The sequence below is a fragment of the Plantactinospora sp. DSM 117369 genome, from assembly GCF_053764795.1.
The window spans coordinates 8,530,830-8,548,281 of record NZ_CM132446.1 but is presented as its reverse complement, the minus strand read 5'-3'; the positions used below and the strand labels follow the sequence as shown (position 1 = coordinate 8,548,281).

The window sequence follows — 17,452 nt, the reverse complement described above, 5'->3', positions numbered from 1 at the left end:
CACCTCGTCCGTACGCTCGGTCCGTCCGTTACCCGGTGCACACCTTCCGCCGGGGGCGAGGGGCCTACTACCCGAGGTGAAGAGTTTTCACGCCTCTGCCCGGTGGCGACCGGCGCCGGATCGCCGACGGCTCCCCGGCGCCCACCGTCGGCGGGCATCGGGGAGCCGTCAGGGGGCCGGCCGGGCTATCTACCGGCCGAGCAGCCGGTCCAGGAAGTCCCGGTGCCGGCGTACCACCATCCGCAACCGTTCGGTGTCGGTCCCGCCGTCGTCCTGCCAGCCGGCGAGGTCGTCACGCTGTCGGGAGAGGGCGGCGGTGACCGCCTCCACGGACTCCCGTACCAGCCGGTGGGCCTCCTCGGTGGCCCCCGGCGGGTCGTCGACGAACCGGAGCTGCACCTCCCGCCAGCGGTCCCGGAAGCCCTGCACCGCCTCCTGGTCGAGGATCGCGGCGATCGGCTCGGCCGGTGCGGCACCGGGCGGCAGCCCGCCGTCCGCCGTCCCGCCGGAATCCGTCGTGCCGGTCTCGGCCGTCGTGGCCGTCTCGTCCCGACCACCGGCCTCCGCCGGAGCGCGGGTACCGCCGGTCAGCGCGTCGGGGTTGCCCGCGCTGAGCACGTCCGGGTTCACCGGGTGTGCCACTCCGACCGCCGAGCCCTCCGGCACGGGCCGGCCCAGCGGGTCGACCGGCGGATCGGGCTCGACACCACCGGCCGGCGGCGTGCCGGTCCGGGTGGCCGTGGCGGCGTCGGCCGCACCGAGGCTCCGGTCCGGTACCCCCTGCCGGGCGACCCCCTCACCCCGCTCGTCGCCGACCCCGTCGATCCGGTCGTCGGCCGGCCCGTCCCCGGAGCGGACGGTGTCTTCGTTGCGGGGGTCGCGGTGACTGCCGGCGAGCGCGGCGGCCGCCGCCGCGCCACCGACGGTGGGGGCACCGAAGCTGGTGGGCAGCGGCGCGGGCTCGTGGAACTCCGGTGTGCCGGAGCCGTCCCGGGCGTCGCTGCGGTCCTCGCCGGCGTCGTCCGCCCGTTCCGGGGTGTCGATCCGGGCGGTGCCGTCCGGGTCGACGGCCGCGTCCTTGCCGGCGGCGTCCGCTCCGGCGGTGGCGTAGACCGTCCCGGTGCGCTCGGCGGCCGGCTCGTCGGCGTCGCCGGCGGCGTCCGCTCGGCTGGCGTCGGCCAGGTCACCCCGGTCACCGGTGCTTCCGGTGTCGGTGTCGGGGCCTCCGGTGCGGCCCGTCGGTGAGCGCTGGGGGAGCGCGTCGTCGTCCAGCGCCGCGTCCTCGGCCCGGTCGTCCGCCGACCGGCTCTCGCCGCGCCGGTCGTCCCGGGCGCGCGCGGCGGCGGCCGGGTCGGACGAGAAGGCCGGTCCCGATCCGCTGGTGGCGAGGTCGTTGTCGTACGACCCTCGCTCGTCGAGCGCGTCGGGGCCCTGGTCGCCGGTGCCCTCCGGATACCGGTTCCGCCGGTCCTCGGCCTCGCCAGCCCCGGCCTGCCCCGGGCCGGCCGCCGTTACCGGCTCGGAGCGGATCACGTCGGGGTCGCCGTTGTCGGTCTGCTGTTGACGCATGGCAGAGTGCCTCCTCACCGGCTCGGTACGTCCTGCGGGGTGTCCGGACGGGTCCCGTCCGAGGGCTGGCGTACGGGGTCCTCGCCGAGCAGGTCGGCGAAGAGTTCCCGGTAGTGCACGACGGCCTGGCGGAGCTGCTCGGTGCTGGCCTCGCCGCGCTCGTTGCGGAGCTGGATCTCGTGCGCGTCCCGGTAGTGGGTCAGGGTGCGGGCGTGCTCGACGGAGAGGTGGGCGAGCTGGTCGTCGTACTCGCCGATCGGATACCCGCACTCGGCGATCAACCGGGTGACCAGTTCGTCCGCCGCCCTCACCGCCTCGGCCGGGGAGTCGACGAACCGGGCCTGGATCTCCTCCCAGTCGGCCGCGTAGCGCTGGCGCGACTCGGCGGAGAGCGGAGTGAGCGTCAACTCCGCGTGCCGGCGTTCGCGCTCCCGCAGTTCGTGCTCGGCGGCGGACCGGCTCTGCTGCTCGGCCACCACCCGGTCGTACTCCGGGCCGAACTTGCTGCGCAGGGCGCGGCGGCGGCTGGCCACCCAGATGGCCGGTACGGCTGCGGCGACGGCGAGGACCACTAGGACGATGAGGACGACTTCTATGGGCGACATGGCTCCTCCTTCGTCTCCTGGTATTCCCGCTGTGCCCTGATCACCAATCCAGATCGGGCACACTTTCGTGCCCGGCGGCGGGAACCGGCGCGGAGCGGCAGGAACCGCCCGTAGGGGGTCTGGGCGGGAAAAACTGTCCGGAACGGCCGAGCGGGGACGCCTGTCCGCCGCGCCACCGGACACTGCGGCCCGGCGGTCGGCTGCCGGTACTCGCCCGGGGCGCCTTTCCCGATCGCCACCGAGCCCGCCGACCGCCTAGACTGCCCGCATGACGCACCGACATTAATTTCCCGCCGGAGGCCGGCCCGGCCCGCGCTGCCGGGGCCCGCCCGGGACGTTCGTGACCCGTTTCCGAGTCCGAATCGTCCCCGTGGGAAGGCCTCATGCCCGTCATCTCGTCACCCGCGCCGACAGCTCGCGCGCGGCGGTTGACCACCACTTTCTACCTCTACGCGTTCCTGGACGACTTCGTCCTGCTCTACCCGGTGTACGCGCTGCTCTTCACCGACACCGGGCTCTCCGTCGCGCAGATCTCCTCGCTCTTCGTCATCTGGTCGCTGACCGGGATCGTCCTCGAGGTCCCGTCCGGGGTCTGGGCCGACGCCGTGTCCCGGCGGCTGCTGCTCGCCGCCGCCCCGTTGCTCGGCGCGGTCGGCTTCGGGCTCTGGGTCGCGGCACCCTCCTACTGGGTCTTCGCGCTCGGTTTCGTGCTCTGGGGCGCGCGGGGTGCGCTCCAGTCCGGCGCCTCCGAGGCCCTGCTCTACGACGAACTCGACCGGCTCGGCCTGGCCGACCGGTACGGGCGGGTGATCGGCCGGGCCAGTACCGTGAGCCTGCTCGGCGCGCTGCTGGCCATCGCGGTCGCCACCCCGGTCTTCGCGGTCGGCGGCTACCCGGCGGTCGGGGTCGCCAGCGTGCTGGCCAGCCTGCTCTGCGCGGCCGTGGGGCTGGCGCTGCCGGAACACCGGGCACCGGCACCGACCGCTGTCGCGTCCGCCGGGCCGGAGACGGTGGACCCCGGGTCCGGTGGCGGGCTCGGCGGCAGCGCCGGGGCGTCGGGCGACCTCGTCCAGCTCACCCCGGCACCGGTCGCCGAGGCCGGGGCGCCCGGCCAGCTCGCGATCCTGCGGGTGGCGCTGGCCGAGGCCCGGAACAGCCCGGCGGTACGCCGGGCCCTGCTGCTCCTGCCGGCGATGGTCGGCATCTGGGGCGGACTGGAGGAGTACCTGCCGCTGCTGGCCGGCGAGTCCGCCCCGGCGGCCGGCGTGCCGCTGCTGGTGTTGCTGGTCTGGGCCGGGGTGATGCTGGGCGGCCTGCTCACCCCGCTCGGGCAGCGGCTGACGGCGCGACAGTTCGCCAGTACGGTCGGGGCGGCCTCGATCGCTCTGGCCGTGGGTGCGCTGACCGGCCGCCCGGCGGGCTTCGTACTGGTGGCGGCGGCGTTCTGCGCCCTGCAACTGGCCAGCCTGGTGGCCGACGTACGCCTCCAGGAGAGCATCGGTGGACCGGCGCGGGCCACGGTGACCTCGCTGGCCGGGCTCGGCACCGAACTGGTCACCATCGGGGTGTACGGCGGGTACGCCCTCGCCTCGACGGTCGCCGGGCACGGTGTGGTCTTCGGACTGCTCGCCCTGCCGTACCTGGCGCTGGCGGTCGGGCTGCGCCGGGCCGGAGCGGGGCGGGACCGCCGGTAGCCGGACCGCCGGTAGACGCTCGGCCGGTGGCCGCTCGGCCGGTGGCCGGGTGGGCCGCGTCGGCGCCGGTGCCACCCGGGATCGCCGTCCCGGAGTGAGATATCCGGCAGGAATTGCTGGTGGGGGTGGGTCGGTCCGATCGGCCCATCCCCGGTCACCGCAATGGCCATCCCGGTTGTCGGGGCGGCCGACCCGTCCCGGCGCCGGCCCGGCCGCCGCCGTGACGGCGGGCCGCACGGGCGCGTTTCCGGCGGTCACCCGGCGGATCTGATCGGCATGTCCGGATGGGATCGGCGGCGTCTCCGGCCGACCCCATCGACGGGGGTCGAGATCAATTGATGAAGACAGTTATCAATTTATTTGCCAGATTGGATCAACTAGAAGCCCCTCGTCCGGTAGTGCATACGGCGTTGATTACGTATCCTGCCGAAGGCACGCGCGCCCGTGACCCTCGGACTCTGGCCGGAGCCGCGGGCCGCCGGTGCGGGTGTCGACCCTGACATATCCCCTTCCGGCGAGGTCTGATGGAAACCCAGAACTGGCCGATCCGCTCGAAGATCGTCGCGCTGGTCGCCGTGCCGATCCTCGCGTTGTCGGCGCTCTGGATCTTCGCGACCACGCTCACCGTCGGGCCCGCGTCGAAGCTGCTCGCCGCACAGACCCTGCTGGACGAGGTCGGGCGGCCCGGCGAGGCGCTGGTGGTGGAGCTGCAGCAGGAGCGCCGGCTATCGGTGCGGCAACTGGTCGACCCGACCGCCACCACGGCCCTCGCCGACCAGCGGACCCGTACCGACCGGGCGATAGCCGAGTTCCGTCGCCGGACCTCCGACGCCGACCTGCGGGACACCACCGGTGCGCTGCTCGACGCCCGGATCGACCAGTTGCTCACCGCGGTCGACGCGCTGCGGTCCGGGCGCGTCTTCATCGACCGGCGCACCGTCGACGCCAGCGGAGCGCTCGGCCTCTACAGCGGGGTCATCGACGCCGCGTTCCGGACGTTCTCCGCGCTGAACACGCTGCCGGACGACACGCTCTCCCGGGAGGCGCGGAGCCTGACCGAACTCGGCCGGGCCCGCGAGGTCATGGCCCAGGCCGACGCGCTACTCGCCGGGGCGTTCAGCGCGGGGCGCTTCGCGCCGGGCGAGCACGCCCAGTTCGTCCAGATCGTCGGCACCCAACGGTTCCTCTACTCCGCCGCGGCGGCGGAGCTGCCGGACGCCGACCGGGTGGCATACCAGCAGCTCACCGAAGGGGAGGCGTACTCCCGGCTGCGCCGGTTGGAGGACGACCTGATCGTCCGGGGTGGCGGCAGTACGCTGCCGGTCGACGCCCGGGCGTGGCAGAGCAGCTACGACTCCGTCCAGCGGCAACTGCGCGACTTCGAGCTGAGCGGTGCCGAGGCGCTCACCGAGCGCAGCCGGCCGGTGGCCGCCGGTATCCTGCTCCGGTTGGGGCTCGCCGGCCTGCTCGGCTTCGTCGCCGTACTCCTCTCGGCGATCATCGCGCTGCGGATCGGCCGGTCTCTGGTCCGGCGGCTGACCAGCCTGCGCGCCGCCGCGCTGAGCATGGCCGACGAACGGCTGCCCGACGTCGTCGGGCGGCTGCGCAAGGGCGAGGAGGTGGACGTCGAGACCGAGGCGCCACCGCTCGACTACGGGCAAGACGAGATCGGCCAGCTCGGCCAGGCGTTCAGCGAGGTGCAGCGCACCGCCATCGCGTCGGCGATCGACGAGGCCGCGCTGCGCAGTGGTCTCCGGGACGTCTTCCTCAACATCGCCCGGCGCAGCCAGACCCTGCTGCACCGCCAGCTCGCGCTGCTGGACCGGATGGAGCGGCGGGCGGCCCAGCCGGACGAGCTGGAGGACCTCTTCCGGCTCGACCACATGGCCACCCGGATGCGGCGGCACGCCGAGGACCTGGTCGTGCTCGCCGGAGCGGCGCCGGGCCGGGGCTGGCGCAACCCGGTCTCCATGGTGGACGTGATCCGGGGCGCGATCTCCGAGGTCGAGGACTACGCCCGGGTCGACCTGGTCAACGTGGCACCGGCGGCCACCGCCGGCCGGGCGGTCGGCGACGTCATCCACCTGCTCGCCGAGCTGATCGAGAACGCGACGTCGTTCTCGCCGCCGCACACCCGGGTACAGGTCACCGGGCAGGTGGTCTCGAACGGGTACGCGATCGAGATCGAGGACCGGGGCCTGGGCATGGCCACCGAGGCGATCGAGCAGGCCAACCGCCGGCTGGCCGACCCGCCGGACTTCGACCCGGCGAACAGCGCCCGGCTCGGGCTGTTCGTGGTCGCCCTGCTCGGCGCCCGGCACGGCGTACAGGTCCAGCTGCGGTCCTCCCCGTTCGGCGGAGTGACGGCGGTCGCGCTCATTCCCGGTGACCTCGTGGTACCCGACACCTCCACCGCGACGGGTGACCGGGGCGACGGGTCCGGCGCGGAGCCGGGCGGTACGACCCGGCGCACCGGCTCCGGCGGCCGGATCGCCGGTGGCGCGGACGGCTCGGAGACGATCGAACTGCCGGCGCGGTCCGGGCCGGCCGCCCGGGTCCCCGCCGACGGCGACGAGCCGCCCGCGGAACCCGGCTCGACCACCGGGCTCGGGCCGCGGCGCAAGGCGGGTGCGGCCCTGGCGGCGCTGGTCGCCGCCAGCCGCCCGGAGACACCGCAACCGGCTCCGGCGGCCGACGGCGCAGCGGAGCCCACGGCTGCCCGGACCGCACCGGACGCGCCGGCCTCCGACCAGGCCGACTCCGCCGCCGGCGCCGGCGGCGCCGGCGGCGCCGCCACGGACGACGGGCCGGAGGCTGCCCGGCGGTCCGGAGTCCGGGTGCCGAAGGCCGGTGCGCTGCGGCGGCGCGGCGTCGATCCGACCGCCGCGAACCCGACCGCGACCAGCACGGCTCCGGCGACCGCCGTCCCGGACGGAGCGGCCACGACGACGCCGGTCGCCGCTCCGGCCAGCACGACGACGCCGGCCGGGCCGGCACCGCGCCCGGCGATGGACGACGACACCGTCGTCCTCCCGGCGATACCGGCCAGCGGCGGCCCGGTACGCCCGGCCCTCGGCCCGGTCGGGGCGGACGGCCTGCCCCGGCGGATCCGGCAGAAGAACCTCGCGCCGCAACTGCGCAACGGACCCGTGGCCGGCCCGGACCGGTCCGCGGGCTCCCCCGGCACTGCCGGCGCAACCGCCGACGGGGAGCCGGACGAGCCGCAGCCGCGTACGGCGGAGCAGGTCCGGGCGGTGATGGCCGCGTTGCAGTCCGGCACGGCGCGGGGGCGGCGGGACGCCGAGGACCTGACGCGGCCCGGCGACACCTCCGAGGCCACCTCCCGGGTCACCGATCCGGGTGTCACGAATTCTGAAGGGGACGGGTGAGTGGTGCACACGACGAAGCCGGGTGCGGACCTCAGTTGGCTGCTCGACGACCTCGTGGAGCGCGTACCGTCCGCGCAGCAGGCCGTACTGCTCTCCGCGGACGGCCTGCTGATGGCCGCGTCGCGGGACCTGGGCCAGGAGGCAGCCGAACACATGGCGGCGATGGCGGCCGGCTTCCAGTCTCTGGCGAAGGGGGCCAGCCGGCACTTCCAGGCGGGACCGGTCCGGCAGACAGTGATCGAGATGGAGTCCGCCTTCCTCTTCGTCACCGCCGCCGGCCAGGGCGCCTGTCTCGCCGTACTGGCCAGTGCCGCGTCGGACATCGGCGTCATCGCGTACGAGATGGCGATGCTGGTGACCCGGGTGGGGCAGAACCTGTCCGCGCCGAGCCGAACATCCCGGGCGCCGGCAGATGCGGAGTGACGCGCCCGGACCGCACCACGACTGGCTGGACGACGACGCCGGGCCGGTGGTCCGGCCGTACACGGTGACCGGTGGTCGGGTCCAGCCGTCGGCGGGCCGGTTCGACCTGATGGCGTTCGTGGTGGCCGGGCCGCCGGAGGAGGACGGCGACGACGGCCCGCAGCCGCAACCCGAACAGCGGGCGATCATCGCGCGGGCGCAGCAGCCGATCACCGTCGCCGACCTCGCCGCCGACCTCAACCTGCCGGTGGGGGTGGTCCGGGTGCTCCTCGGCGACCTGCTCACCAGCGGCCGGATCTCGATGTACGACCCACCCAGCTCGCGCCAGTTCCCCGACGACGACATCCTCAAGGCGGTGGTCAATGGACTCCGGGCTCTCTGACCAGGGGACGGCGAAGCGGCGGATCCCGCTCGCCCTGAAGATCCTGATCGCCGGTGGCTTCGGGGTCGGCAAGACGACCCTGGTGGGCGCGGTGAGCGAGATCCGTCCGTTGCAGACCGAGGAGGTGCTCACCGACGCCGGGGCCGGCACCGACGACCTCTACGGCGTGGAGGGCAAGCAGACCACCACCGTCGCGATGGACTTCGGGCGGATCACCATCAACTCCGATCTCCAGGTCTATCTCTTCGGTACCCCGGGGCAGGACCGGTTCTGGTTCCTCTGGGACGAGCTGGCGTTCGGCGCGCTCGGCGCGGTGGTGCTCGCCGACACCCGGCGGCTCGCCGACTGCTTCCCGTCGGTCGACTACTTCGAACGCCGGGGCATCCCGTTCGTGGTCGGGGTCAACTGCTTCGACGGGGCCAAGCGGTTCAGCGTGGAGGCGGTGCGCAGCGCGCTCGACCTGGACCCGGACGTGCCGGTCGTGCTCTGCGACGCGCGCAGCCGGCAGTCCGGCAAGGTCGTGCTGGTCGCCCTGGTGGAGCACGTCGCCGCCCGCCGCGCCGAGCGGGTCTCGGCGAACTGACCACCCGGTCCGCCGGTCGCCGGCTTACCGGTCCAGGTCGGTCGGCCGGCGGCCTGGTCCAGGTCGGCCGGCGGCCGGTCCGGGGCCGCGGAGCCGCGCGCCGTGCCGGCCCGGACCGCCGGCCGGGGTTCAGCCGGTGACCACCAGCACGTCCAGCCGGCGCGGCCCGTGCACGCCCTCCACCCGGTCGAGTTCGATGTCGCTGGTGGCCGACGGCCCGGAGACCATGGTGATCGGCCGGGTCGGGTCGGCGAGCCGGGCGAGCGCCTCCGGCACCCCGCCGACCACCTGCGCGGCGTGGACGACGCAGAGGTGGTGGTCGGGTACCAGGCTGAGCAGCCGGCGCCCCTGGTCCGGTCCGCCGTCCAGCAGCAGCGTGCCGGTCTGCGCGATCGCCACCGCGCAGCCGGTGACCACGGCCACGCCCGGCGCGTCGAGGTCGGCCACCGTCAGCGGGTCCGGGTCGCCGTCCCGGCGGGTCCGGCCGAGGTACGCCGACAGCCACTCCGCCGGCGCCTGCGGCGGTACGACCACGGTCGGCACCTCGCCCAGCAGCTCGGCGAGCGCCCCGGGCAGCTCCCGCGGCCCGCAGCGGCGGACCGTGGCCCGGTAGTCGACCAGCCGGTCGACCAGCAGCTCGATCAGCTCCCCGTCCACCGGTGTCCGGGCCGAAGTGCCGGGCGGCGGTGCGGTGCGGTAGTCCCGGGGCACCGGCACCGCTTCGCCGGGCCGGACCGCCCGGATCCGGGCCAGGATCTCCTCCCGGGCCGAACTGGGCACGGTCACCACCGGTCCTCCTCCTCGCTCGTGCGGTCCCGCCCGGCCCACCAGTCCCGGAACGTCTGGCCGGCCGGCAGCGGGGCGTCCCGGCTGGCGGTCCAGGCCGACAGCGGCCACGGCAGCCGGCGTACCTGCCCGCGCCTGCCGGCGACCAGGCGCAGCGGGGCGGCACCACGCCGGGCGGCCCGGAGCGCGGCAGCGTACCGGCGGCGGTCCCGCATCACCCAGGACAGCGCCCGCATCGCGGTGCGTTCCGCCGACGGCCGGCCCCGGCGCGCGTCCACGCCCCGCTGCCGCAGGTGCACCAGTACCTCGGGGATGTCGATCCGGACCGGGCAGGCGTCGAAGCAGGCGCCGCAGAGCGTCGAGGCGTACGGCAGGGTGCGGTTCGCGCCCGCCTCCGGCCCGGTCATCTGCGGGGAGAGGATCGCGCCGATCGGGCCCGGATAGACCGACCCGTACGCGTGCCCGCCGACCCGCTCGTAGACCGGGCAGACGTTCAGGCAGGCGGAGCAGCGGATGCAGCGCAGCGCCTGCCGGCCCACCGGATCGGCCAGCGTCTCGGTACGCCCGTTGTCGACCAGCACGATGTGCAGGTCGCCCGGCCCGTCCCCCGGGGTGACCCCGGTCCAGAGCGAGGTGTACGGGTTCATCCGCTCCCCGGTCGAGGAGCGGGGCAGCAGTTGCAGGAAGACCTCCAGGTCGCGGAAGGTCGGCAGCAGCTTCTCCACGCCCACCACGGAGATCAGCGTCTCGGGCAGGGTCAGGCACATCCGGCCGTTGCCCTCGGACTCCACCACCACCAGGGTGCCGGTCTCGGCGACCGCGAAGTTGGCGCCGGAGATCGCCACCCTGGCGCTGAGGAACTTCGCCCGCAGGTGCCGGCGGGCCGCCTCGGCGAGCGCCGGCGGGTCGTCGGTGAGCGCGTCGAGGTCCACCCCGGGCATCCGGCGGGCGAAGATGTCCCGGATCTGCCGCCGGTTGTAGTGGATCGCCGGTACCAGGATGTGCGACGGGGTGTCGTCGGCGAGCTGCACGATCAGCTCGGCCAGGTCGGTCTCGACCGCCGCGATGCCGGCGGAGGCGAGCGCCTCGTTGAGGCCGATCTCCTGGGTGGCCATCGACTTGACCTTGACCACCTCGGTGCTGCCGGTCCGCCGGACCAGTTCGGTGACCACCGCGCACGCCTCGGTCGAGTCCCGGGCCCAGTGCACGGTGGCCCCGGCGGCGGTGGCGGCCGCCTCGAACTGTTCCAGCAGCTCCGGCAGGCGGGCCAGCACGTCGTCCTTGATCGCCGCGCCGGAGCGGCGCAGCGCCTCCCAGTCCGGCACCTCGCCGACCACCCGGAGTCGCTTGTCCCGGATGGTGTGGGTGGCCCGGCGCAGGTTGGCCCGAAGCTGCCCGTCGGCCAGTTCGCGCCGGGCCGCCGTCGGAAACGGCAGCGGCGCGACGATGTTCCCGGTACCCGCGGTCATCCCCGCTCCTCGTTCGGTCCGTCGCCGTCGGGTGTCGACGGCGGCCGCTGCGGCCCGGTACCCCGCCGACCGCGCCCGTGCGCCGACCCGGGCCGCCCGGTCACGGCCGCTCCCCGGTGCTGGCCAGGATCTCCGCGTAGTGGATGGCGCGCGGGCCGCCCGGCCCGGTGCCGTCGCGCCGGGACAGGCCGCCGCCGATGTGCGCCAGGCAGGAGTTGTCCGCCGCCGCCACGTATGCCGCCCCGGTGTCGCAGACCGCCGCGCACTTGTCGGCCAGCATCGCGGCGGAGACGTCGGCGTTCTTCACCGCGAAGGTGCCGCCGAAGCCGCAGCACTCCTCGGCGCCGGCCAGCGCCACCAGGTCGAGTCCGCGTACCGCGCGCAGCAGCCGCAGCGGGCGGTCGCCCAGCCGCAGCATCCGCAGGCCGTGGCAGGTCGGGTGGTAGGTCACCCGGTGCGGGAAGGCGGCACCGACATCGGTCACCCCGAGCACGTCGACCAGCAGCTCGGAGAGTTCGTAGACCCGGGGCGCGAGGTCGGCGACCGCCGCCGCCAGGCCCGGGTCCGGACCGGCGAGCCGGGGGTACGACTCCCGCACCATCGCCACGCACGAGCCGGACGGGGCCACCACGGCGTCGTACCGGCCGAAGGTGTCGACGAAGCCCCGCACCAGCGGCAACGCCTCGGCCCGGTAGCCGCTGTTGGCGTGCATCTGCCCGCAGCAGGACTGCTCCACCGGGAACTCGACGGTGTGCCCGAGCCGCTCCAGTACGCGTACCACGGCCCGGCCGGTGGCCGGGTAGACCAGGTCGTTGACGCAGGTCACGAAGAGGGCTATCCGCATCGGGTTCCTTCGAAGAACGGCAGGTGCCGGTCGGCGGCGGCGAGCAGGTGGTCGCGCATGGCGGCGCCGGCGGCGTCCGGGTCGCCGGTGCCGATGGCGTCGACGATCAGCAGGTGCTCCCGGGCGCTGGTCCCGTGGTGCGCGGCGGGGAAGTGCAGCCGGAACAGGTGCAGGTGGGCGCGGAGCCGGACCACGGCCGAGTGCAGCATCCGGTTGCCGGAGCGTTCGGCGAGCAGGTGGTGGAAGCGCGCGTCCTGCGCGGTGAAGGCGGCGATCGCGGCGAAGCCCTCGGTCCCGGGTACCTGGTCGGGCAGCTCGGCCTCGCGGCGCAACTCGACCAGCTCGCCGTCCGGCCCGGCGGACCCGCCGTCGCCGTCCCCGCCGTCGGCGCCGCCGGTAGGTCGCCGGGCGAACCGTTCGGCCACCCGCCGCGCCGAGGCGGTCTCCAGGATCAGCCGCATCTCCACCAGCTCGTCGAACTCGGTCCGGGTGAGCAGCGGTGCGGCGGTGTAACCGGCCAGCGGCCGTTTCCGGACCAGCCCGTCGGACTCCAGCCGGGCCAGGGCCTCGCGGACCGGGGTCGGCGACACCTCCAGCCGGCGGGCCAGCGCGTCGATGTTGATCCGCTCGCCGGGGGCGACGGCGTGGTCCATCACGAGGGTCCGCACCGACTCGTACACGTCGTCGGCGAGGGTGGTCCGGCGAGCCGGCCGGAGCAGACCGTTCACGATCGAAGATCCTATAGGAAACCGTTGGCAGCCGGAAGATCGTCGAGCCCGGCGGACGTGATCGCCGCTCCGGTGGGGGCGGGTTCTGGTTTGATCGTGCCGGAGCGGCGCGACCGGGGCGGTCGGCCGGGAACGGAGCGGGCATGTCCGACGGTGCCGGGATCGTCTATGTCGGCTGCTACACCGGGCAGAGCGGCGGGCGCGGTACGGGCATCGTGGCCGCCCGCCGGGACGCCGCCACCGGCGGGCTCGACGTACTCGGCGTGGTGGCGAGCACGCCGTCGCCGTCCTTCCTGGCCCGGCATCCCCGGCTACCCGTGCTCTACGCGGTCAACGAGCTGCCGGAGGGCACGGTCAGCGCCTGGACGATCCACTCCGGCGGTGCGCTGACCCCGCTCGCGGTCCGGTCCACCGGTGGCGCCGAGCCGTGTCACCTCGCCGTCGACCCGGGCGGGGAGTTCCTCTTCGTGGCGAACTACGGCAGCGGCAGTGTCGCCGTACACCCGTTGGACCCGACCGGGGCGCCGGGTGACCGGACCGACCTGGTCAGGCACGACGGACGCGGGCCCGTACCGGACCGCCAGGCCGGGCCGCACGCGCACATGGTCTCACCCGACCCGGCCGGCACCGGGCTGCTCGCGGTCGACCTCGGCACCGACTCGCTCTACCGGTACGACCGCGACCCGCAGGGGCGGCTGCACGCCACCGGCCGGATCCCGACCCGGCCCGGCACCGGCCCCCGGCACCTGGCCCGGCACCCGGACGGGCGGCGCTGCTTCCTCGCCGGCGAGCTGGACGCCTCCGTCACCGCGTACGCCTTCGACGACCACGGCCAGCTGGTCGAGCGGGCTCGGGTCGAGGCCAGCCGGCGGCCGGGCCACGTCCAGCCTTCGGAGATCGCGGTCGGCCCGGACGGCCGGTTCCTCTACCTGGCCAACCGGGGCGTCGGCACGGTCACGGTGTTCGCGCTGGACGGCGAGGCGCCCCGCTATCTGGCGGAGGTCTCCGGCATCGGCGACTGGCCCCGGCACCTGGCCCTGCTCGGCGGGCACCTCTACGTCGCGGAGGAGCGGGCCGACGCGGTGGCGGTCTTTCCGGTCGACCCCGACTCCGGGCTACCGGCGGCGTCGCCCGGCCGGGTCGCGGTGCCGAGTCCGACCTGTGTACTCGGCGACCAATCCTTAATTCTGGGATAAATATCTATAAGATCTTTTTGGCGCGTGGTGGGCCGATGACGCCCCGTTGGCCGGTATTATCGACGTTCTGAGGCCGAGCAACTACCTGAAGTGAACGATTTTCAGAAAGTCTTTGCTGCCTCGGTAACATTCCGCCGTTCGCCCCTGGCACGACTTCTCAGAAGCCCGCAAGATGGTCAGGTGCCTGGCCGCCATCGCATGCGTAGAAGTATCCGAGGGGCGGGCGCCATCGCCAGCGCGATGGCGCTCGTCCTTGTCGCGGTTGGAGGGTGGTATGGCTATCAGCAGTGGGTAGGCCCCGACTGCTCGGGCGAGCTGAAGCTCACCGTCGCCGCGGCCCCCGAGATCGCTCCGGCCGTCGAGAAGACCGCGGCCGACCTGAGCGCCGAGGAGACGTCGGTCGACGGCCTCTGCGTCGCCGTCGAGGTCACCGCCAGCGAGTCCGTGGATGTGGCCGCGGCCGTCGCCGGGCAGCACGGTGTGTCGCTGTCCGGGGTCGGACAGGCCAGCGGCAGCGCCGTACTGCCCAACGTCTGGCTGCCCGACTCCTCCACCTGGCTGCTGCGGCTGCGCCAGCAGGCTCCCGCGTTCGCACCGCAGAACAACACCTCGGTGGCGCGCAGCCCCGTGGTGGTGGCCATGCCGGAGCCGCTCGCCACCACGGTCGGCTGGCCGCAGAAGAAGCTCGGCTGGAAGGACCTGCTCGGCAGGATCACCACCGGTACCCAGCTCAAGACCGGCCTCGTCGAGCCGAGCCGGGACGCGGCCGGGCTGTCCGGGCTGCTCTCGCTGGCCATCGCGGCCCAGTCCGGCGGCGGGGTCCGGGCCCAGCAGGCGACCACGGCCGCCCTGCGGGCGCTGGCCACCGGCGCCTCGGCGGTCCGTGAGGAGCTGATCGCCCGCTTCCCCCGGGCGACCGACCAGACGTCCATCGCCCGCGGGCTGGGTGCCGCGGCACTCTCCGAAGAGGACGTCATCGAGTTCAACGCGACGAAGCCACCGGTGCCGCTCGCCGCCCTCTACCTGGAACCCGCGCCGATCTCGCTCGACTACCCGTACGCGGTGATGCCCGGCATCGAGCCGGCCAAGACTGCGGCGGCGGAGAAGCTCTTCGCCGCGCTCGACTCCGGGACGTTCCGCCGCCAGTTGGCCGCGCAGGGGCTCCGGGCCCCGGACGGCACCTGGGCGGACGGCTTCGCGCCGCCCCGGGGCGCGCCGAGCCCGGCGGGCACCCAGCCGACGCCGACCAGCGCGGCACCCAACCCCGGCGGCACCGCCGGTGGCGGTGACGGTGCGACGATCGAGCGGGTGCTCTCCAGCTGGGCCGTCGCCACCCAGTCCGGCCGGATGCTGGCGATCATCGACATCTCCGGCTCCATGTTCGAGAAGGTGCCGACCGCCAACAACGCCACCCGGATGCAGGTGACCCTGGAGGCGGCCAAGCGCGGCCTCGCGCTCTTCGACGACTCCTGGGCACTCGGCCTCTGGGTCTTCTCCACCGAGCTGAACGGCTCCCGCGACTACCGTTCGCTGGTGCCGATCGGCCCGATGTCCGCCCAGCGTGAGCGGCTGGAGAGCGAGCTCGCCGGCATCACCCCCAAGCGGGGCGGCGACACCGGCCTCTTCGACTCGATCCTCGCCGGTTACAAGGCCGTGCAGGACGACTGGCAGCCCGGCCGGGTCAACTCGGTGGTGATGCTCACCGACGGCAAGAACGAGGACGACAACGGGATCAGCCAGGCGCAGTTGCTCGCCGAGCTGAAGCGGATCAACGACCCCGACCGTCCGGTCCAGGTGATCATCATCGGGATCAGTGCCGAGGTCAGCAAGGCCGAACTGGACTCGATCCCCAAGGTGACCGGCGGGGCCGCCTTCGTCACCGAGGATCCGGCGAAGATCGGCGACATCTTCCTGCAGGCGATCGCCCGCCGGCCGACCGCTCCGCGCTGACACCGGCCCCGGTCGCGCCCGCCGGCCAGCCGCGACCCCGCTCGACCGCGCCCGCCGTACCGGCCACCCATGCCGGTACGGCGGGCGTCGCGCTGTCCGGCCGGCGTCGGTGTTCTCCGGCACCGCTCCGGGGCGGTGCCGTCGAGACCTGGTCGACCGCGTCCCGTCCCGGGGCGGGCCTCGGGTACGTGAGCAGCCGGAGCACCGGCGACGCAAACAAATGACGGTAATCCGTCGGAAGCTCTCGGTGATGCCCCCGGTAGGTGAAGATGTCGAGGTGCCTCCGGGCCGCTCCGTCAGGGCAGTGAGCGGCTGATCGGGTGCCCCCTGGAGCGAGGGAGGGCCGGTGACGTCGGCGACATTGCTGAGCCCTACCACCATGCCTCCGGAGCCGACCTCGGGGGCACCGGCGCCGTCGTACCGGACGCGGCAGCGCGGCTACATCCGCGAACTGCTCGTGCTCGACACCACCATCCTGGTGCTGGCGGTGATCGGCGGCTACTTCGCCCGGTTCGGCGGCGACGAGCCGCGCGGCTCCGACATCCCGTACGTGATCGTCGGCCCCGCCCTGGTGGTCGCCTGGCTGGTCTCGCTGAAGGGGCTGCGCTGCTACGACCACCGGGTGCTCGGCTACGGCGCCGACGAGTACCGCCGGGTCACCTCCGCCAGCCTGCGGCTCGCCGGTGGAGTCGCGATCGCGGGCTATCTCGCCGACGTCGGGGTCTCCCGGGGATTCCTCGGCATCTCGTTCGCGGTCGGCACGGTCGGGCTGGTGATCGCCCGGTTCGCCGCCCGGAAACGACTGCACTGGTCCCGGTCCCGGGGGGCCGGCTGGTCCCGGCGGGTCCTGGCGGTCGGCGACACCGCACACGTACTGGAGCTGGTGCACACGCTGCGCCGCGAGCCGTACGCCGGCTACCAGGTGGTCGGCGCCTGCATCCCGGACGCGCTGCTCGCGCCGGTACCGCAGCGCCTCGGTGACGTACCGGTGCTCGGCTCGTTCCGGGCGATCGTCGACGCCGCGGCGGCGATCAACGCCGACACGGTCGCGGTGACCGCCTCCAACGAGCTGACCGCCACCCGGCTGCGCCGGCTCGGCTGGCAGCTGGAGGGCACCGGGATCGACCTGGTGCTCGCCCCGGCGCTGACCGACGTCGCCGGGCCGCGGATCCACACCCAGCCGGTCGCCGGACTGCCGCTCATCCACGTCGAGGCGCCCGAGTTCCGGGGCGCCCGGAAGGTCGTCAAGGCTTTCGTGGACCGGGCACTGGCGGCCACGGCGCTCGCGGTCGCGCTGCCGCTGCTCGCCGTCATCGCGCTCGCCATCAAGCTGGACAGCCGGGGGCCGGTGATCTTCCGGCAGATCCGGGTCGGCCAGGGTGGCCGGGAGTTCGGGGTGTACAAGTTCCGGACCATGGTGGTGAACGCGGACGCGCTCCTGGCCGAGCTGGCCACCAAGAACGAGACCGACGGCCTGATGTTCAAGATGCGGGTGGATCCCCGGGTCACCCGGGTCGGCCGGATCCTGCGCAAGTGGTCCCTCGACGAGCTGCCGCAGCTCGCCAACGTGCTGTTCGGGCAGATGAGCCTGGTCGGGCCGCGCCCGCCGCTGCCGTCCGAGGTGGCTCGCTACGACGGCGACGTCGCCCGCCGGCTACTGGTGAAGCCGGGCATGACCGGTCTCTGGCAGATCAGCGGCCGATCCGACCTGAGCTGGGAGGACGGCATCCGGCTCGACCTCTACTACGTGGAGAACTGGTCGCTCGCCGCCGATCTGACCATCCTGTGGAAGACCTTCGGGGCGGTGGTCCGGACCCGGGGCGCGTACTGACCC

At 74.2% G+C, this 17,452-nt stretch carries 14 protein-coding genes; 8 read left to right on the top strand and 6 right to left on the bottom strand.

Annotation, left to right across the window (positions count from 1 at the left end):
• Positions 1-189: 189 nt before the first annotated feature.
• Together ACSMXO_RS36555 and ACSMXO_RS36550 are read right to left on the bottom strand one after the other, a co-directional pair.
• A complete protein-coding gene (locus tag ACSMXO_RS36555) occupies positions 190-1,569 on the bottom strand; it encodes a hypothetical protein (RefSeq protein ID WP_455415516.1) in 1,380 nt (459 codons plus the stop codon).
• A 14-nt stretch (positions 1,570-1,583) separates the two neighbouring features.
• Entirely contained in the window at positions 1,584-2,174 is a 591-nt protein-coding gene (locus ACSMXO_RS36550) for a hypothetical protein (protein WP_346260541.1), read from the bottom strand.
• Positions 2,175-2,557: 383 nt separating this feature from the next.
• On the opposite strand from ACSMXO_RS36550, the gene ACSMXO_RS36545 reads away from it, so the two are divergent.
• The 5 genes from ACSMXO_RS36545 to ACSMXO_RS36525 all read left to right on the top strand — a co-directional run bounded on the left by ACSMXO_RS36545 (position 2,558) and on the right by ACSMXO_RS36525 (position 8,645).
• Entirely contained in the window at positions 2,558-3,868 is a 1,311-nt protein-coding gene (locus ACSMXO_RS36545) for an MFS transporter (RefSeq protein WP_346260540.1), read from the top strand.
• 524 nt (positions 3,869-4,392) lie between these two features.
• A complete protein-coding gene (locus ACSMXO_RS36540) occupies positions 4,393-7,257 on the top strand; it encodes a nitrate- and nitrite sensing domain-containing protein (RefSeq protein WP_455415515.1) in 2,865 nt (954 codons plus the stop codon).
• Positions 7,258-7,680 carry a roadblock/LC7 domain-containing protein gene (locus tag ACSMXO_RS36535; RefSeq protein WP_346260538.1) on the top strand — a complete coding sequence of 141 codons (423 nt, stop codon included), beginning with the start codon at positions 7,258-7,260 and terminating at the stop codon, positions 7,678-7,680. It begins immediately after the preceding gene.
• A complete protein-coding gene (locus ACSMXO_RS36530) occupies positions 7,670-8,062 on the top strand; it encodes a DUF742 domain-containing protein (protein WP_455415514.1) in 393 nt (130 codons plus the stop codon). The genes ACSMXO_RS36535 and ACSMXO_RS36530 overlap by 11 nt, the downstream gene beginning before the upstream one ends.
• Positions 8,043-8,645, top strand: a complete 603-nt coding sequence (locus tag ACSMXO_RS36525; protein WP_346260536.1) for a GTP-binding protein — start codon at positions 8,043-8,045, stop codon at positions 8,643-8,645. The genes ACSMXO_RS36530 and ACSMXO_RS36525 overlap by 20 nt, the downstream gene beginning before the upstream one ends.
• Before the next feature lie 129 nt (positions 8,646-8,774).
• Here ACSMXO_RS36525 and ACSMXO_RS36520 read toward each other — a convergent pair whose 3' ends face one another.
• The 4 genes from ACSMXO_RS36520 to ACSMXO_RS36505 all read right to left on the bottom strand — a co-directional run bounded on the left by ACSMXO_RS36520 (position 8,775) and on the right by ACSMXO_RS36505 (position 12,472).
• Complete coding sequence (locus tag ACSMXO_RS36520) at positions 8,775-9,431, bottom strand: LutC/YkgG family protein (RefSeq protein WP_455415513.1); 657 nt, start codon at positions 9,429-9,431, stop codon at positions 8,775-8,777.
• Positions 9,428-10,900: a lactate utilization protein B gene (locus ACSMXO_RS36515; RefSeq protein ID WP_455415512.1), complete on the bottom strand. Its 1,473-nt coding sequence runs from the start codon at positions 10,898-10,900 to the stop codon at positions 9,428-9,430. The genes ACSMXO_RS36520 and ACSMXO_RS36515 overlap by 4 nt, the downstream gene beginning before the upstream one ends.
• Before the next feature lie 100 nt (positions 10,901-11,000).
• Positions 11,001-11,744, bottom strand: a complete 744-nt coding sequence (locus tag ACSMXO_RS36510; protein WP_432877923.1) for a heterodisulfide reductase-related iron-sulfur binding cluster — start codon at positions 11,742-11,744, stop codon at positions 11,001-11,003.
• Complete coding sequence (locus ACSMXO_RS36505) at positions 11,735-12,472, bottom strand: GntR family transcriptional regulator (protein WP_455415511.1); 738 nt, start codon at positions 12,470-12,472, stop codon at positions 11,735-11,737. The genes ACSMXO_RS36510 and ACSMXO_RS36505 overlap by 10 nt, the downstream gene beginning before the upstream one ends.
• A 143-nt stretch (positions 12,473-12,615) precedes the next feature.
• Between ACSMXO_RS36505 and ACSMXO_RS36500 the strand changes: the two genes are divergently transcribed.
• The 3 genes from ACSMXO_RS36500 to ACSMXO_RS36490 all read left to right on the top strand — a co-directional run bounded on the left by ACSMXO_RS36500 (position 12,616) and on the right by ACSMXO_RS36490 (position 17,449).
• The gene (locus ACSMXO_RS36500; RefSeq protein ID WP_455415510.1) at positions 12,616-13,668 is read left to right on the top strand and encodes a lactonase family protein; all 1,053 of its coding nucleotides are present in this window, start codon (positions 12,616-12,618) and stop codon (positions 13,666-13,668) included.
• A gap of 240 nt (positions 13,669-13,908) precedes the next feature.
• Positions 13,909-15,618 carry a substrate-binding domain-containing protein gene (locus ACSMXO_RS36495; protein ID WP_346260530.1) on the top strand — a complete coding sequence of 570 codons (1,710 nt, stop codon included), beginning with the start codon at positions 13,909-13,911 and terminating at the stop codon, positions 15,616-15,618.
• Positions 15,619-15,964: 346 nt separating this feature from the next.
• Positions 15,965-17,449, top strand: coding sequence for a sugar transferase (locus ACSMXO_RS36490; protein ID WP_455415509.1), 1,485 nt, complete (start codon positions 15,965-15,967; stop codon positions 17,447-17,449).
• The last annotated feature ends 3 nt before the right edge of the window (positions 17,450-17,452 follow it).